The organism is Chloroflexia bacterium SDU3-3, from assembly GCA_009268125.1.
Lineage (GTDB): Bacteria > Chloroflexota > Chloroflexia > Chloroflexales > Roseiflexaceae > SDU3-3.
Map to the genome: position 1 here is coordinate 76,207 of WBOU01000004.1, position 15,883 is coordinate 92,089.

Sequence of the window (15,883 nt, forward strand, 5' to 3'; positions counted from 1 at the left end):
GAGATGCCCGCGCTGTTCCGACGTATCAAGCCCCACATGCCCGACATACTGGCCGTGCTGCTGCTGATCGCGCTGCCCCTGGTGGTGTTCTGGCAGATCTGGACGCCCAACAGCAACGACCGCGTGATGCTGGGCGGCGACATCCTGATGGGCGCGTACCCCACGCGCGTGTTTGTGCACCGGCTGATGGAGGGCGGCGCGCTGCCGCTGTGGAACCCCTACCAGCTGGCGGGCATGCCGCTGATCGGCGATGTGCAGGTGGCCCCGTTCTACCTGCCCAACTACCTGCTGGATGCGCTGTACCGTGGCAGCGATCTGCCCTACATCGCCTTCGAGCTGCTCACGATCGGGCACTACGCCATCGGCGCGCTGCTGTTCTACGGCTTCGTGCGCAACCTGGGGGTGCGGCCAGCCGCCGCCGTGGTGGGCGCGATCGCCTTCGAGTTCAACGGCTTCTTCGTGGGGCACCGCGGCCACTACAACATGCTGGCGGTGGTGGTGTGGCTCCCTGGGGTGCTGTGGATGCTTGACCGCGCATGGCGGGCCGCGAGCCGCCGCAGCATGGGGCTGTGGAGCGTGGCGGCAGGGCTGATACTGAGCCAGATGGTGATGGCCGGGCACCCCCAGGCCACGCTCTACTGCGCGATCACCATCGTGGCCTACGCTACCTACCGCGCCGTAGCCGTGTGGCGCACGGGCGGCCAGGGGCTATGGCGCTGGCTGCGCGTACCCGCGCCGCTGGCGCTGGCCGGAGCGCTAGGCGGTGGCATCGCCGCCATCGCCCTGCTGCCCGCCGCCGAGCTGCTCGGGCGCTCGCTGCGCAGCGCCCCCTCCTTCACCTTCGTCGGCCAGTACTCGCTGATGCCGCGCAACCTCGTGGGCCTGCTGGTGCCCGAGTTTCTGGGCTGGAGCACCACCGAGTACCGCATCTACGCGGGCATCCTCACCCTGGTGCTGGCGCTGGTGCCCCTGCTGCTCTCCGGCCAGGGCCGCCCCGAGAAGCGCTTCTTCGGCGGGGCCGCGCTGGTGGCCTTCCTCACCGCGCTGGGCGGGTTCACGATCATCCAGGGCCTGATCTACCGCTTTGTGCCGGGGTTCGGCAGCATCCGCGTCAGCGCGCGCGCCTTCTACGTGGCCAACTTTGGGCTGGCAGTGCTGGCCGCAATCGGCATGGACATGCTGCTCGCGCCGCTGCCCGAGCCAGCCATGCGGCGGCTGCGGCTGCTGGCGCGCGGCGGCGCGATGGCGCTGGCCCTGGCTGTGGGGCTTGGCCTCATCCTCTACGTGCTGCTGATGAACAGCTACAAGCCGGTGGGCGAGGAGTTCTTCTTCTCTGAAAATCTCTTCAGCCGCCAGCCCAGCGGCGACACCTACGACATGCTGACCCAGACCGCCAACGCCTACCTGCTGTTCGTGCTGCTGCTGGGCGCTGCGGTGGCGCTGCTGTGGGCCAAGGTGCTGGGCAGGCTGCAGGGTCGCGCGCTGGCTTTTGCCGCCACGCTGCTGATGTTCGTGGATGTGGCCACCTTCGCGCCCTACCACGACACGATCAAGGCCGACCCCGACAAGGCCCACTTCACCGTGAGGCAGTACGCCACCACCATGCTCAATGCGCCCTGGGAGATCGCCGACCAGCAGCAGCTGATCGGACAGCTGCGCCAGGTGCCCGACGGCGTGCGGGTGGACAACACCGCCGAGGTGCTGCCCGACAACTACAGCGCGGTCTGGCGCATGCCCTTCGCCACCGGCTACAACATCCTCGACCTGCAGCAGCGCTTCGAGCTGCTGAGCCAGTGGCCAAACCTGCCCCCGGCCCTACGCCGCGACCTGCTGAACGTGGGCTACGTGCTCACCGCCGATGATGCCGCGCCCCCCGAGCCGGGCGCAACCCTAGTGCTCGAAAACAGCCAGGGCAAGCTCTGGAAGCGCGCCGCACAGCCCAGCTACGCCCACTTCAGCACCAGCTTCCGCGTGGCCAGCACCTCGATCACCATGAATGGGCTGCTCAACGCCACCGGCTCGCTCGACGCGCAGCCCCCGGTGTCGATGGACAAAAAAGCCGCGCTGGCCGAGACGCTCCAGGAGCTGTGGCCCGAGGCCCGCGCCGCCAGCCTCTTCGCCATCGGCACCACGGGCGTGCATAGCCCAGTGGACATCAGCGTGCTGGCGGGCGGGCCGGTGAAGTACAGCGCGGTGGTTGTGGATGGTGTGACCGTCACCCCCCAGCAGCGCGGCATCGTGCTAGCCCTGATCGACCCCGCAGACGGCACGCTGCTGAGCAGCGGGGCCTTCGACACCTACCTCTCCAGCCAGGAGAGCGACCGCCTGGCCGCCGCGATCGACGCCGCGCCGCAGGGCACGATCGTGGCGCTGGCCACCTACGACGAGGGCATCGCCAAGCTCAACCAGGTGGCGCTGCGGGCCATGGCCAGCGCAGGCGCTGCCGCCGACCTGGAGGGCAAGGTGGGCGCGGCCTACGCCCTGATCGGCGTGAAGGGCGCGCCCAGCGGCAGCGCGCTGGAGAAGTTCGACCCCGCCGCCGCCGTGGTGGTGGATGTGGGCAGCGGAGCGATGCCCGCCACGCCCGACACCACGTTTAGCAGCGAGATCATGAGCTACCAGGGCGACCAGATATCGCTGCTGGTGCAGAACAGCGCGCGCGGCCTGCTGGCCGTCAGCGAGTCCGACTTCCCCGGCTGGGAGGCCTACGTGGATGGCCTGCCCACGCCCATCCTGCGGGTCAACGGCATGGAGCGCGGCGTCATCCTGCCGCCCGCGCTACCCGGCTCGCCACACGAGGTCACGTTCGTGTACCGCCCGCTCAGCGCGCGCCTGGGCGGGGCGATCTCGCTGCTGGCGCTGGCGGCGGCGCTGGGCACGCTGCTGGCGGCGGCGGCCAGCGAGGCCCACCAGCTGCGGCGCTTCCTGCCGAGGCGGCCCGTACCGCAGCCCGAGCCGGTGGCTGCTGATTAGGGTTCTGTCTTTTGCCCCGCTGGTCTGTGTGCGCAGGCCAGCGGGGCTTTTTGCAGCCGCGCAGCAGGGGTTTCGCCTGTGGCGGTATCGGGTCGACTGGGCGCATTCGATGATGGTAGCGGGCGGCGCTCACGGGCCTGTGTGGCGCGTTTGGGCTGGGGCCACGTCCGGTCGACCGTCGGCAATGCTGGCAGCGTCGCCCGGTCGGCCCGACCGGTTGCGGCTTCGATGTTGATGGTGTCTCGTGTTTGGTTGGTGTGTGCCCTACGCGGGCGGCGCACAGGGGCCAGCCCCTGTAAACCCCGCCAGGGGGCATCGCCCCTCAACAGGTGTCACTTTTCCCGTCGGCGCTGGGCGTTTTTTCCTTCAGCGATGGCATTGGTCGATGTTTGGTTGGTGTGTGCCCTACGCGGGCAGCGCCTAGGGGCCAGCCCCTAGGAACCCCGCGAGGGGGCGTTGCCCCCTTCGAAACCCCCAATTTGGAGCATTCCTATGCCGAAATCAGGCATCTGGTGTTCGTGCATATGGCCAGTGTGCACGAGCGGCACCTTCGCCGCATGGGCCGGGTGGGTGAGATCGAGAATCTTCCATGCGGTGCATGGCCTGGCACGCGTTCTCTCGTCATGTGCCGCATCCGAATGCTCCGCCAGAGAAAGTGACACCATGTGAGGGCATCGCCCCCTAGGAACCTCCAATTTGCAGCATTCCTCTGCTGTTTCCTAGCAACTGGTGTTCGTGCATATGGCCATCAAAACACTATCAGCACCTTCGCCACATGGGAGAATGGTGGAAAGGGGCCGGAGCACGGCGGACCCGGCTTGCGCCACAGCGGCCTCGCCCATCCAGCGAAGGTGCGACTAGGTGCCTGCTGGCCATAATCCCTACCGCAGCGAGAAGGCTAGATCCAGCGATGGCGGGCCTTTTTTCTAACAAAAGAGCACCACCAGCAGATCTGCTGGCGATGCGGTGGGGGGAGGATTAGCGGCGGCGCTTGCGCTTGGCGGTGCGGCGGCGGGCGCGGCTCTTCTGCGCGGCGCTCTGCCGGGCGGGCGCGGGAGCTGGGTCACGCTCGGCGGGCGGCAGCCTTGGGGTTGCTCGCCAGGGCAGAGCGCGGCGGATGCGGCGCAGCCCCCAGAGCGACAGTGCGCCGATAAGCAGCGCGCCCAGCACCACGGCCAGCCAGAACGGCTTGGCAAAGCGCGCCCAGGCGGGCGGGCGCGGCACATCCAGCGCCGCGCCGGGGGCCAGCAGCGCGGCGGCGGGCTTGGCGCCGCCATCGGCGCGCAGCAGGCCCAGCTGGCGCTGCGGGCCGACCTGCCAGGGCATGCCGCCCGCCACGCTGGCGGGCACCGCGGTGAAGTCGTAGAGCGTCCAGGCCATGAACCCAGCGCTGTCGGTCTGACGCAGCGCCGCGAGCATGTCGGCGTAGTAGGCGGCCTGCTCGGCCTCGGTGTGGCCGTGGGGGAACACCGAATTCCAGGTGGGCAGGCCGAACTCGCCCAGCACGATCGGCTTGCCCTGGGCGGCGGCGCGCAGGCTGACGTAGGCGGCGGGGAAGGCCTCGGCGGTGGCGTAGTAGTGAAACTGGATGAGGTCGACCTTCTCCACCAGCGACTGCGCGGCCTGCGGGCTGGACCAGCCGATAGTGATCGGGTGGTTGGGGTCGTAGTGGTGGGCCATGTCGGCGGCGTGGGCCAGCCAGGCATCCACCAGCTCGCGCCCGCTGCGGGCGTAGTCCAGATCCGGCTCGTTCTTCAGATCCCAGGCCAGGATGGCCGGGCTTGCGGCGAAGCTGGTGAGCAGCGTGCGCATGTGGGCGTCGGCGTCGGGCCAGCGGAGGGTGCCGTAGTCGGCGCGAAAGTCGAACAGCGTCACCACCACCATAATGCCCTGGGCGTGGGCGCGGCCCAGAAAATCGCTGAGCAGCCCCAGCTTCTGCGGGTCTACCTGCGGCCCGCCAAACTGCTCGTAGGGAATGAAGATGCGCACGGTGTTCAGGCCCATACCCTTCATGCGGCTGAGGTCGCGGTCGATCACGCCGGTGCTGTAGGTGGACCAGAACAGATCCCAGGGCGTGGCCTGCGGGTAGTAGTTGACGCCGTGGCTGGTGTAGGGCTGGCCGCCCACCAGCAGCCGCGCCCCAGCCACGCTGGCGCAGCCAGGGCATGCGGGCGCGGGGGTGGGCGCTTCCCAGCCCTTGCCAGCGCTGCGCCGCACCATGTGGCGCACGCGCCAGCTGCCATCCTCCAGCACCATCACCACATCATAGTCGGCGCGGGTCTCGCCCGCGTACACCACCCTGCCCGAGGTATCGCGGATGACCTGGGCCACCACCACATCGTGGTCGGTGAACGAGGCCAGCGCGCCATTCGCGCTGTAGAAGTGCAGCCGCATGTGGTGCGATGTATCCACCTGATCGATGCGCAGGCCATCGGCGGCAGCCGCGCTGACCGAGCCGCCCACGGCGGCCAGCGCCGGGCCGGTGAAGTAGGACTTGAGGCCAAACGGCTCGCCCTTGGTGTAGGAGAAGCCCCACTGGAGCCAGCCGCGCAGGTAGGCGTTCTGCAGATCGGCGCGGGCCACGGGGTCGATGGTGCGCCCGACATTGGCGTCATCATCGAGCCAGCGCATGTCTACGTAGATATCGGGCGCGATGTTCGGCACGATGTGCAGGGCGCTGGCGGGGTCGGCACCGCGCTGGAAGGAGGCCAGCAGGCTGGCCGCGCCGCGCACCAGCGCCGCCGCCAGGGCCAGGCCCACCAGCGCCACCGCCAGCCAGATCAGCAGCTTGATCCGTCGCTTCGACATCGGCTATGGCACCTTGAAGCTGGCGTAGCCGCGCCCAGCGCCCACCTGCACCTCGGCGGTGTAGGTGCCGCTGGCCAGATCGGCCAGGCGCAGCTCGACATGGGCGCGGCCACGGTACGACTCGCTGGTGATATCGAGCGGCTCGTGGCCAGCGCGGGCGATGCGGAAGCGCACCAGCGTGGCATCGGGCACGAACTGCTGGAGCGGGCCGAGCATAGGGCCTGCGTCCAGGGCCACCAGGCCATCGCGGGCATTCACGCGGGCGGAAAGGGGCACCGCGCCCGTGGCTGGCCCGGGCAGGAAGGTGATCGCCAGCGGCACGCTCTCCACGCCGTAGAGCGTGCACGTCACCTGGATGGTGCCTGGCTCGGCGGGGGCCTGCAGCTCGGCCTGGGCCGCGCCAGCGATGGTGTAGGCGGGGATGAAGCGCAGCTCGCCCGCAGGCGCGCGCACCACAAACGTGACCAGGGTGCCATCCTCCATCGGGTTGCCGTAGGTGTCGCGGATGACGCCGGTGCGCAGCGTCACCAGCTGGTGGCCATCGGCGGGTACATCGCGGGGGCTAGCCGAGATATCCACACCCGTCGGCCAGCCGGGCACCTCAAGGAAGGTCGCATCCGGGCCGTGGGCCTGGCCCGCCACCACGCTCACGCGCGAGCGCCCGGCGAACCTGCCGCTGTAGACGCTGCTCCAGGCCACCAGATTCTGCACGGCGGCGCGCCTGGTCTCCAGCCGCTCGTCGGGGTGGAGAATGCGGAACTCAAGCGGGGTACCGTCGGCCACCGGGTTGCCGTAGGAGTCGAAGGGCACCGCCACCAGCATGGCCCAGTGGGTGCCGCCCACCGGCACCGATCGCGGGCCGACCAGCGGTGTGACGGGGTCGGCGGGCGGGCCGGGCAGGATGGTGAGCGGGGCGCGGGCCTGGGCCTCGCCCACCTGGGCCACCAGCGTGACAGCCCCGGCGTACTGGGTCTGCTCGCCGCCCAGCACGAACGAGGCGGCGCGGCCCGCCAGCGCGCTGCGGTGCAGGTGCGGGCCGTAGCTGTCGATCAGCAGCAGCGTGACAGGCTGGCCATCCTCCGCCGCCGGGGCGCTCACCTGCACGCCCAGGGTGTCGCCCGCCGCGATCTGGGCGGGGGCCTGGAGCCGCAGCGGGCCGCTGTAGGCTGGCGCGGCGGGCGTGGCGGCGGGCGCGCAGCCCGCCAGCGCCAGGGCCAGCGTGCCCAGCAGTGCGATGCGCCGGATCATAGGTTGGTGCCCTCCAGCGCGTGGATGCTGATGCGCAGCGAGCGGTAGCCCACGCTCGGCGGCAGCGGCATGCGCTCGACCCAGGGCGTGGCCGCCGACACATCGGGCTGCATCACATTGGCGTACATGTCACCGCTGCTCTTCAGCGACTGCACCTCGGCGGCCTGGGTCAGCGGCAGGTCGATCGGCTGCGAGCGCTGGGGCCGCACCGCATCGCGGATGTAGATGTGGTCGACCCACGCCACCTGGCTTTTCTCGTCGTAGTAGGTCAGCAGCACGTGGGGGATGGTGGCCTCGACCGTGCCGGTGTTCAGCAGCGTGCCCGTCAGGTGGGTGACGCCCTGGGCATCGGTGGTGAGGGCGATATCCTGGATCGTCAGGTTGCGGTCAAGGCCATGCTGCGTCACCACACCCTTGGCAAACACATCGAAGCTGCTGATCGGGCGGGTGATCACGGGCGGCGTAAATGCGCCGGGCTTGAACTTCTTCATATCGACCGTGTCGGAGAGCACCGCGCCCGCCACGCCCTCGAAATCCACGCGGAAGGGCGTCACCTCCTTGGGCAGCAGCGTGTGCACCATGCCCTCCTGGGCGTTGTAGCGGATCAGCTCGCCGCCCTGGGCGTCGCGCAGAAACGAGGTCACCGTCACATCCGCCGGGTCGGATGAGGTGTTGATCAGCTCGCCCACCACGCTGTAGCGGCCGGCGTGCTTCACCAGGCGGGATGAGAGGATCTGCAGCAGCGGGCGGTCGAGCATCTCGTTAAACGAGGTCGGCTCGGTGGTGACGCGCCGCCCCGCCGTGGCAACATAGCCCACCTCGCCACGGCGGTAGAACTGCTCGGGCGGCACCGACACATCCACCGGGTCGGGCGCGATCACCCACTGGCCGTCGCGCAGCACCAGCACCATGGTCTGGCGGGTCACATAGGTGGAGAGCGCGGTCACCCAGCTGGTCTCGACATCCAGCGTGGTCTGGCCTGGCTCCTCCCTCACCACGGTGGCCCGCACACTGTCCAGCTTGCCGTACGAGGCCACCATGCCGCCCTGCACCGAGAGGTCGAGCAGGTACTGGTCGTAGTCGGGGCGCGTGGCGGGGTCGATTCGGGCGTAGGCGCTGCGGAAGCGGCGGAAGTCGAGGTCGTCGAAGTAGGCCTGCACCACCGCCACCGGCGTGCGCGCGGCGCGGATGTAGGAGGAGACCGCCACCGCGACCCCGAGCAGAGCGATGGTGAGCATCAGCAGCAGGCGGACATTCTGGGCCGTGGGTGCGGCGGGCTTGGGGCGCGGGATGCGCGTGGCCCACTCCATCCACACCTGCCACGGCACCTGCGCGGCCAGCGCATCGCCGGGTGGCAGCGCCGACCAGGCCAGCAGGCGGGCATCAAAGCGGCTCCAGCTATCGATCACCCAGCGGCGGAAGCGGCGGCGGAAGAACTCGTTGCGCACCCAGTCGTAGAGCCTGCGCGGCGGGCTGAGCAGCGCGCGCCAGAAGCGGCGGCGGATCTGATGGCCGGTGCTCAGGCCAGCGTCGGCATCCTTGTTCAGCAGCCAGCGCACGTAGGGCAGCCACAGCGGCGACAAGAAGGCAGTGAGCGCCGCAATGATCGCCAGCATGGGCACCGTACCCCACATCAGGCGCTGGTAGTAGGGGATCTCCTTGCGCGGCAGCACCTCGGGCATGGGTGGGATGTCCTCGCGCTCCCACACCACGATGCCGTTCTCTAGCCGCTGCAGCTGGTGCCAGCCCGAGAAGAACAGCAGCGGGTCGTAGAACTGGTCGTTCGAGAAGATAAACTTGAGATTATACTTCTCGGGCATGGCGATAAACTGCTGGAGCGAGCCGATGCCGGGGATGCCGCTATACTTCGCACCCTCCAGCCGCTCCACCGGCGTGCTGGTCATCTCGGGCAGGCGGCGGGCCGAGTGGTAGTTGCCATCTACCGAGCTGGCGGTGGTCTGGGCCGAAAGCCAGGCCATCTGATCGCCGAAGCCCAGCGTCATGAACCGCCAACGCGCGTGCTGATCTTTCTCTAGGAAGGTCACAATCGGCTGCACGTCGATCGGGTCGGGCTGGAAGCGGCGGAACTGGGTGAGGTTGGCCACGAAGACCGTCACCAGCAGGTAGGCCAGCAGCAGCCCCAGCTGCACCATGCGCCAGGTGATATCGCCAAACTGCTCGCGGGTGTAGCGGGCTAGCCGCCCGTGGCGCAGGCTGACCACAAACTCGCCCAGCAGCGGCATCATGGTGATTGCCGCCCAGAACGTGAAACGGTCGAGCGTCAGCACGTCGAACGCGCCGCCCAGCAGCATCTTGGGGAAGGGCGTGGTGCCGCCGGTGCCTAGGAACACCAGCATCGCCAGCGACAGAGTCATGGGCCAGGCCTTGGTGGTTATACCCTTGAAAAAGGCGTAGGGCAGCGCCACCAGCGAGAGGCCGTAGGGCACCAGCCAGAACACCAGCCCGGCGGCGGTGTTCACAATAAACGAGTCGCGCGAGGCGTGCGGGATGGTCACCTGGGTGATCGGGTCGGCCTTGCTCCATAGCCAGTAGGGCAGCACCACCAGGATCAGCGCCCCGACCAGGCCGGGGCCATAGACCGCCGCCCGCAGCACGATCGGCAGCACGCGGCGCGCGCGGCGCACCACCAGCGGGCGCAGGTTCTGCCAGGTGATCTTGGCGGGGCGCTCGCCCGGCTCGTCGGGCAGCGGCGCGCTGAAGGCCTCGAAGAAGGCCGCCGCGATCACCGGGGCCACAAAGAACACCGCGCCGAACAGCGTGGTCACGTGGTGGCCAGCGGTGGTGGCCGCATTCAGCAGCCAGGCCGTGATCAGCCAGCGCACGTGGCCGGTGTCCAGCCAGCGCCGCACGAAGGGCAGCGCGTTCAGCAGGAAGCCCAGCGAGAACATGGTGGGCAGCTGGCCGAACACGTGTACCGTCTCGGCGACACACGACGAGAAGACCAGGAGCAGAGCGGCGTAGCCAGCCGCCTCCTCGCTCACCCAGATCTTCGCGAAGCGGTAGATGCCCACCGTCACATTCAGCACGGCCAGCGTGGCCACGATCGCGAAGGCGTTCTGAAGCCCGACGGCGTAGGAGAGCAGCGCGATCGACTGCTGTGAGCCGGGGGGATAGCTGGTCATGGTGAAACCGGTGTACCAGCGCGGCTCCCAGTGGTCGAACCAGTAGCGGGCGTAGTGGTCGGCGAAAAAGATGTGGACGTAGGCGTCGTAGGTGTGCTTGTAGCTGCCACTGACCAGCAGGCTGCCGTGAAACACCAGCGCCGTGGCCAGCGCCAGAAACAGGTAGGGGTTGTAGCGCGCGAGCAAGGATCGCATATCGTGCCGTGTGTGCTAGGTGGGTCCGCAGGGCGCGCAGTATCCGGTGCGCTGCTAGTGTATCGCACGGGCGGCAACGACGCTGCGGCGTAGGATGACAGGCGGATGACAGCAGGTGCTAGGTCTGCGCAGCGGCGGGGGTGCCTGAGAGGGGCGCGCAGCAAAAAAGCCCCGCCGCGTGGGCGAGGCTTTTGCTGCGCGGTCGTCGATCAGCGGCGCGGGCGCGGGGTGCGCGTGGGTGTCGGCGTGATCGTCGGTGTCGGCGTGATCGTCGGGGTGGCCGTGGGTGTGGGCGTGTTGGTCGGGGTGGCCGTGGCCGTGGGCGTGGGCGTGTTGGTCGGCGTCGGGGTGGCCGTGGGCGTCGGGGTGGGCGAGCGCACCAGGGCCATGGCGCTGCTGGCCAAGCTGGGCACGGCGGTGGGGGCGAACATATTCAGCGCGCCGATCAGCAGCGCCGCCACCACCAGCGCCGCCACCACCGCGATGGCCGTGGTGGCCACGCGCGGCAGGCGGTAGGGCAGCGGCTTACCGCCCAGCGCCAGCGGCGGATCGATCGGCGCGCTGTAGTGCAGCCTGCGGTACTCCTCCGCCGCGCTGGAAGTGTTCACGCCCAGGTAGGTCGCGTAGCGCTTCAGCAGCTCCTCGGCCAGCGGGCCGCGCGGCAGCAGCGAGAACTTCTCCTCCTCCATCGCCTGGATGTAGTGCATGCGCAGCTTGCTCTCAAGCTCGGCCTGCACCAGCGTGATGCGGCGGCGGATGCGCGCGGTGCGCAGGCGCTCGCCCAGCGGCAGGGCCTCAAGCTCCTCGCTGCTCAGCTCCATGGCGGCGCGCTCCTGGTCGTTCAGCATGCGCTGCTCTTCGCCGAACGACATGAACACCGGCTCCTCCTCGCTCTTGCGGCGGGTGGAGCGCTCGCCCAGGCGCTGCGATGCGGCGATGTCGGCCAGGGTGGGCGGCGCGGCGGGCGGCGCGGCTTCGGGGGCGGGCGGCGCGGCTTCGGGGGCCGCCTGGGGCGGCTCGGGCACCCAGCGGCCGGGGGCGGCGCGCAGGTGCACCCGCAGCCGGGCCAGCAGCTCGCTGGCGCGGTAGGGCAGGGCCAGGTAGTCGATCGCGCCCGCATCCAGCCCGCGCACCACATCCTCCTCTAGCCCGCGGTCGCTGATCGCGATCACCGGCACCCGCTGCGCGAGGCGGGTGATCAGCGCCCAGCCGCCGCCCTCCTCCAGCATCGGGTCCACCAGCGCCAGATCGGGCTGCGACTCGTCGAGCGCGCGCTCGGCGGAGGCGCTGTCCATCGCGCGCACCACATGGTAGCCCGCCTCGGCCAGCTGGTCGGCCAGGTGGCTCAGCAGGGTGGCGTCATCATTTACAGCAAGTATGGTTGGCAACGGTTCACCTTATCCACAACAGAGCGCCCATCAGCCGCCCGGCGCGGTGCCGCGAGCGCGGGCCTGCAGCCGGCCCGCTGTGGGAGCATGCGAGGGTGCGTCGAAAGCATCACCGACGCCTGCAGCCTCGGGCCACAGGATGGGTCATATGGATGCTATAAACCGCCAGAGTTCCGCATCACCACGCGGAAAATGTCTTGTCTGATCTTTGACACGACACTAGCGGCGCGTTATTATAGCACAGCCCGCTGAGGGCCGACAAAGGAGACTAGCATGGCAACACGTATTATCTGTTACGGTCTTGGCCCAATTGGGCTGGGTATTGCGAAGCTCGCACGCACGCGTACGAATATCGAGATCGTTGGGGCGGTGGATGTGGACCCGTCGAAAGTTGGGCGTGATCTCGGCGAGGTGCTGGGCGGCGAGAAGATCGGCGTGACGATCACCGACAGCATCACCAAGCTGGCCGATCTGAATGCGGATGTTGTCCTCCACGCCACCGGATCGGCGCTTGCCCGCGTGGCATCGCAGTTCACCGAGATCATGTCGATCGGCGCAAATATCGTCTCCACCTGCGAGGAGCTTTCCTACCCGTGGACGGCCCAGCCCGCGCTGGCCGCCGAGCTGGATGCCGCCGCCCGCAAGGCTGGCGTCACCCTGATCGGCACGGGTGTGAACCCCGGCTACGCCATGGACGCCCTGCCGCTGATGCTGACCGCGCCCTGCGCCTCCGTCGACTCGGTGCGCGTGCTGCGCGTGGTGGACGCCGCGCGCCGCCGCGGCCCGCTGCAGAAGAAGGTCGGCGCTGGCCTCACCCCCGAGCAGTTCGCCGAGCAGGTCAAGGCCGGCACGGTGCGCCACGTCGGCCTGCCCGAGTCGCTGCATATGCTGGCCACCTCGCTGGGCTGGGAGCTGAGCCGCACCGAGGATGTCATCCAGCCCATGATCGCCGATGCGGCGATCACCACCGAGTTCGCCCACGTCGAGCCGGGCCAGGTTGCGGGCGTGCACCAGATCGCGCGCGGCTTCTGCGGCGACCGCGAGGTGATCAACCTGGAGCTGCGCATGTACCTCGGCGCGCCCGACGCGCAGGACACCGTGGAGATCGCGGGCAACCCGCCGGTGAAGATGACCATCCAGGGCGGCCTGCACGGCGACGTGGCCACGGCGGCCATGGTGGTCAACACTATCACCAGCGTGCTGCGCGCCGCCCCCGGGCTGGCCAGCATGGCCGATGCCCCCATGGCCCACTACTGGTAGGCCAGCGCAACACGGCCTGGGGGCGGCAGCTGCCGCCCCCAGGCCTGCCCCGTGCCGGGTTCTGCCCTCGGCTAGCGCTCGCCCACGGCCCGCTCGCGCACCGGCTGCTCGCAATGATCGCCGCGCTGCCCGTGGTCGTGCTGGAATGAGCGGAACATCCGCCGCTCGTGGATAAAGTCGGGCGAGCCGACCTCGCAGCTGCGCGGCGCTTCGCGCAGGGCATCCTGGCCGCCCTGCTGCTCGCCCTGCTGCCGCTGCTGCTCATGGCGCTCTTCGCTCATAGCCATGCCTCCTCGCACGATGGGGTGCCTTTTTGGCCACGCTGCCTGACATCCCGCTGCAATCATACCAGAAACTATGCCACTATTTCTAGCTGCATGTTTCACCACGAAGACGCGAGGGCACGAAGAGGAGCAAGAGCCGTTTTACCTCCAAGGCTCCAACAGAACGCTGTCATTTATCTTTACGCTTTTTCAGCCCTTGGAGTCTTGGGGTCTTGGTGGTTACAGCTCCTCGCGCCTTCGTGTCTTCGTGGTAAGAAATCAATACGCCGTACCCCAACTTCTATGCTACTATACCCCCCAACGCTGGCCACTTGCCACCATCGCGCGGGCACCCGGCTTCTGGCCAGCAGCAGCAACGTCGCTCGCGCACAGCTCGCTGAAAGAGAGAGGCCCTATGACCGAACAGCCCACCACACCGCCCAGCTTCCCCTTCGCCCATATGGCCTACGGCGGCGACTACAACCCCGAGCAGTGGCCCGAGGAGACATGGCAGGAGGACGTGCGCCTGATGCAGGAGGCCGGGGTCAACCTGGTGTCGCTCGGCATCTTCTCGTGGGCCAAGCTGGAGCCGACCCCCGGCAACTACGACTTCGGCTGGTTCGACCGGATCATGGATCTGCTGCACGCCCACGGCGTGCGCGTGGATCTGGCCAGCGCCACCGCCTCGCCGCCGCCCTGGCTGGCCCGCCTGTACCCCGAGTCGCTGCCCGTCACCGCCGACGGCGTGACGCTGTGGCCCGGCGGGCGGCAGCACTACTGCCCCAGCAGCCCGGCCTACCGCCAGGCCGCCCAGGCCCTGGTGCGCCAGCTGGCCACCCGCTACCGCGACCACCCGGCCCTGGCCATGTGGCACATCGGCAACGAGTACGCCTGCCACGTGGCCGAGTGCTTCTGCGACGAGTCGGCCCGCGACTTCCGCGCCTGGCTCAAGCGCCGCTACGCCACGCTGGATGCCCTGAACGAGGCCTGGGGCACGGCATTCTGGAGCCAGCAGTACAGCGACTGGGAGGAGATCAACCCGCCCCGCCGCGCCCCCACCTACGCCAACCCCACCCAGCAGCTCGACTGGCGGCGCTTCTCATCCGACGCGCTGCTGGAGTGCTTCGACATGGAGCGCGCGATCATCAAGGAGCTGACGCCCGACGTGCCCGTCACCACCAACTTCATGGTGAACTTCAAGCCGCTGGACTACTGGAAGTGGGCCGAGCACCAGGATGTGATCACGCTCGACCAATACCAAGACCCCGCCGAGGCCCACCCCGAGCTGAACGCCGCGCTCAACTGCGACATGATGCGCTCGCTGGGCCACGGCAGGCCCTGGCTGCTGATGGAGCAGGCCACCAGCAACGTGAACTGGCGGCCCCACAACCTGATCAAGCAGCCCGGCCAGATGCGGCTGTGGAGCCACCAGGCCATCGCGCGCGGCTCGGCGGGCCTGATGTACTTCCAGTGGCGGGCGGGCCGCGCCGGGGCCGAGAAGTACCACAGCGGCATGGTGCCCCACGGCGGCAGCGACACCCGCGTCTGGCGCGAGGTGGTGGCCCTCGGCCAGGAGCTGAAGAAGCTCGACCCGCTACTCAGCGCCAGCCTGCCCGCCGAGGTGGCCATCGTGCTCGACTGGGATAGCTGGTGGGCGCTGGAGCTGGACAGCAAGCCGTCGAAGGATGTGCAGCTGATCAGCCAGATCCACAGCTACTACAACGTGCTGTTCCAGCGCAACATCGCCGTCGACTTCGTGCAGCCCGACGCCGATCTCTCGGCCTACCGCCTGGTGCTGGCCCCCAACCTCTACCTGGTGCGCCAGCAGGCCGCGCAGAACCTAGAGCAGTACGTGGCCCAGGGCGGCACGCTGGTGATGTCGTTCTTCAGCGGCATGGTGAACGAGCACGAGCACATCTGGCTGGGCGGCTACCCCGCGCCCTTCCGCAAGCTGCTGGGCCTGCGCGTGGAGGAGTACGTGCCCTTCGCGCCCGAGCAGAGCATCGCGCTGGCCACCGAGAGCGACGGCCAGTTCACCGGCGATCTGTGGGCCGACGCCATCGACCTGGAGGGGGCCGAGGCGCTGGCCAGCTACACCGGCACCTTCCTGGCCGGGCGCGCCGCGATCACGCGCCACGCCTTCGGCCAGGGCGCGGCCTACTACCTGGGCACCCGGCCCACCGCCGAGGGCATGGCCTGGGTACTGGGCCGCGCCTGCGAGGATGCCGGGGTCAAGCCCGCCGCCGTCGTGCCCGCACGCATCGAGGCCGTGCGCCGCAGCGGCCCCGCTGGCGACATGCTCTATTTGCTGAACCACAGCGGCGAGCCTGCCTGGGTCACGCTCGACACCCCCGCCACCGACCTGATCACCGGTAAGCGCTGCTCGGGCGCGCTGCTGCTGGAGGTCAACGACGTGGCCATCCTGCTGGCCGAGTAGCACAGGCACCCCACGGGCGCGGCAGGGCTACCCCTCGCCGCGCCCGTGCTGGGGGGAACTATATAACCACAAGACGCCAGGGCACGAAGGGCAAGAGGGAAGAGGGATCGGCAAAACACAAGCCCTAACCACCTGGCCCATGCGGCGAAGGTGCTGCTTGCGCCAGCT

General features: G+C 69.0%; 8 protein-coding genes. 3 read left to right on the forward strand and 5 right to left on the reverse strand.

Annotation, left to right across the window (positions count from 1 at the left end; translation table 11 throughout):
• Positions 1–3: 3 nt before the first annotated feature.
• A complete protein-coding gene (locus tag F8S13_07650; protein ID KAB8143773.1) occupies positions 4–2,973 on the forward strand; it encodes a hypothetical protein in 2,970 nt (989 codons plus the stop codon).
• 978 nt (positions 2,974–3,951) lie between these two features.
• Here the strand turns inward: F8S13_07650 and F8S13_07655 are convergent.
• From F8S13_07655 to F8S13_07670, 4 genes are all read right to left on the reverse strand, one after another.
• A complete protein-coding gene (locus F8S13_07655) occupies positions 3,952–5,781 on the reverse strand; it encodes a cellulase family glycosylhydrolase (protein KAB8143774.1) in 1,830 nt (609 codons plus the stop codon).
• A gap of 3 nt (positions 5,782–5,784) precedes the next feature.
• Entirely contained in the window at positions 5,785–7,029 is a 1,245-nt protein-coding gene (locus tag F8S13_07660; GenBank protein KAB8143775.1) for a hypothetical protein, read from the reverse strand.
• A complete protein-coding gene (locus F8S13_07665; GenBank protein ID KAB8143776.1) occupies positions 7,026–10,367 on the reverse strand; it encodes a hypothetical protein in 3,342 nt (1,113 codons plus the stop codon). Before F8S13_07665 ends, F8S13_07660 begins: the two co-directional genes overlap by 4 nt.
• 209 nt (positions 10,368–10,576) lie before the next feature.
• Positions 10,577–11,755: a response regulator gene (locus tag F8S13_07670; protein ID KAB8143777.1), complete on the reverse strand. Its 1,179-nt coding sequence runs from the start codon at positions 11,753–11,755 to the stop codon at positions 10,577–10,579.
• A 273-nt stretch (positions 11,756–12,028) separates the two neighbouring features.
• Between F8S13_07670 and F8S13_07675 the strand changes: the two genes are divergently transcribed.
• Positions 12,029–13,015 carry a dihydrodipicolinate reductase gene (locus tag F8S13_07675; protein ID KAB8143778.1) on the forward strand — a complete coding sequence of 329 codons (987 nt, stop codon included), beginning with the start codon at positions 12,029–12,031 and terminating at the stop codon, positions 13,013–13,015.
• 71 nt (positions 13,016–13,086) lie between these two features.
• Here the strand turns inward: F8S13_07675 and F8S13_07680 are convergent, their stop codons facing one another.
• The gene (locus F8S13_07680; GenBank protein KAB8143779.1) at positions 13,087–13,296 is read right to left on the reverse strand and encodes a hypothetical protein; all 210 of its coding nucleotides are present in this window, start codon (positions 13,294–13,296) and stop codon (positions 13,087–13,089) included.
• A 397-nt stretch (positions 13,297–13,693) separates the two neighbouring features.
• Here F8S13_07680 and F8S13_07685 point away from each other — a divergent pair, with 397 nt between their 5' ends.
• Positions 13,694–15,715: a beta-galactosidase gene (locus tag F8S13_07685; GenBank protein KAB8143780.1), complete on the forward strand. Its 2,022-nt coding sequence runs from the start codon at positions 13,694–13,696 to the stop codon at positions 15,713–15,715.
• Positions 15,716–15,883 lie beyond the last annotated feature (168 nt).

Excerpts from the sequence above, each read along its gene's own strand:
- F8S13_07675 (KAB8143778.1), top strand. The coding sequence starts at position 12,029 with ATGGCAACACGTATTATCTGTTACGGTCTTGGCCCAATTGGGCTGGGT.
- F8S13_07655 (KAB8143774.1), bottom strand. The coding sequence starts at position 5,781 with ATGTCGAAGCGACGGATCAAGCTGCTGATCTGGCTGGCGGTGGCGCTG.
- F8S13_07680 (KAB8143779.1), bottom strand. The coding sequence starts at position 13,296 with ATGAGCGAAGAGCGCCATGAGCAGCAGCGGCAGCAGGGCGAGCAGCAG.
- F8S13_07660 (KAB8143775.1), bottom strand. The coding sequence starts at position 7,029 with ATGATCCGGCGCATCGCACTGCTGGGCACGCTGGCCCTGGCGCTGGCG.
- F8S13_07685 (KAB8143780.1), top strand. The coding sequence starts at position 13,694 with ATGACCGAACAGCCCACCACACCGCCCAGCTTCCCCTTCGCCCATATG.
- F8S13_07665 (KAB8143776.1), bottom strand. The coding sequence starts at position 10,367 with ATGCGATCCTTGCTCGCGCGCTACAACCCCTACCTGTTTCTGGCGCTG.
- F8S13_07650 (KAB8143773.1), top strand. The coding sequence starts at position 4 with ATGCCCGCGCTGTTCCGACGTATCAAGCCCCACATGCCCGACATACTG.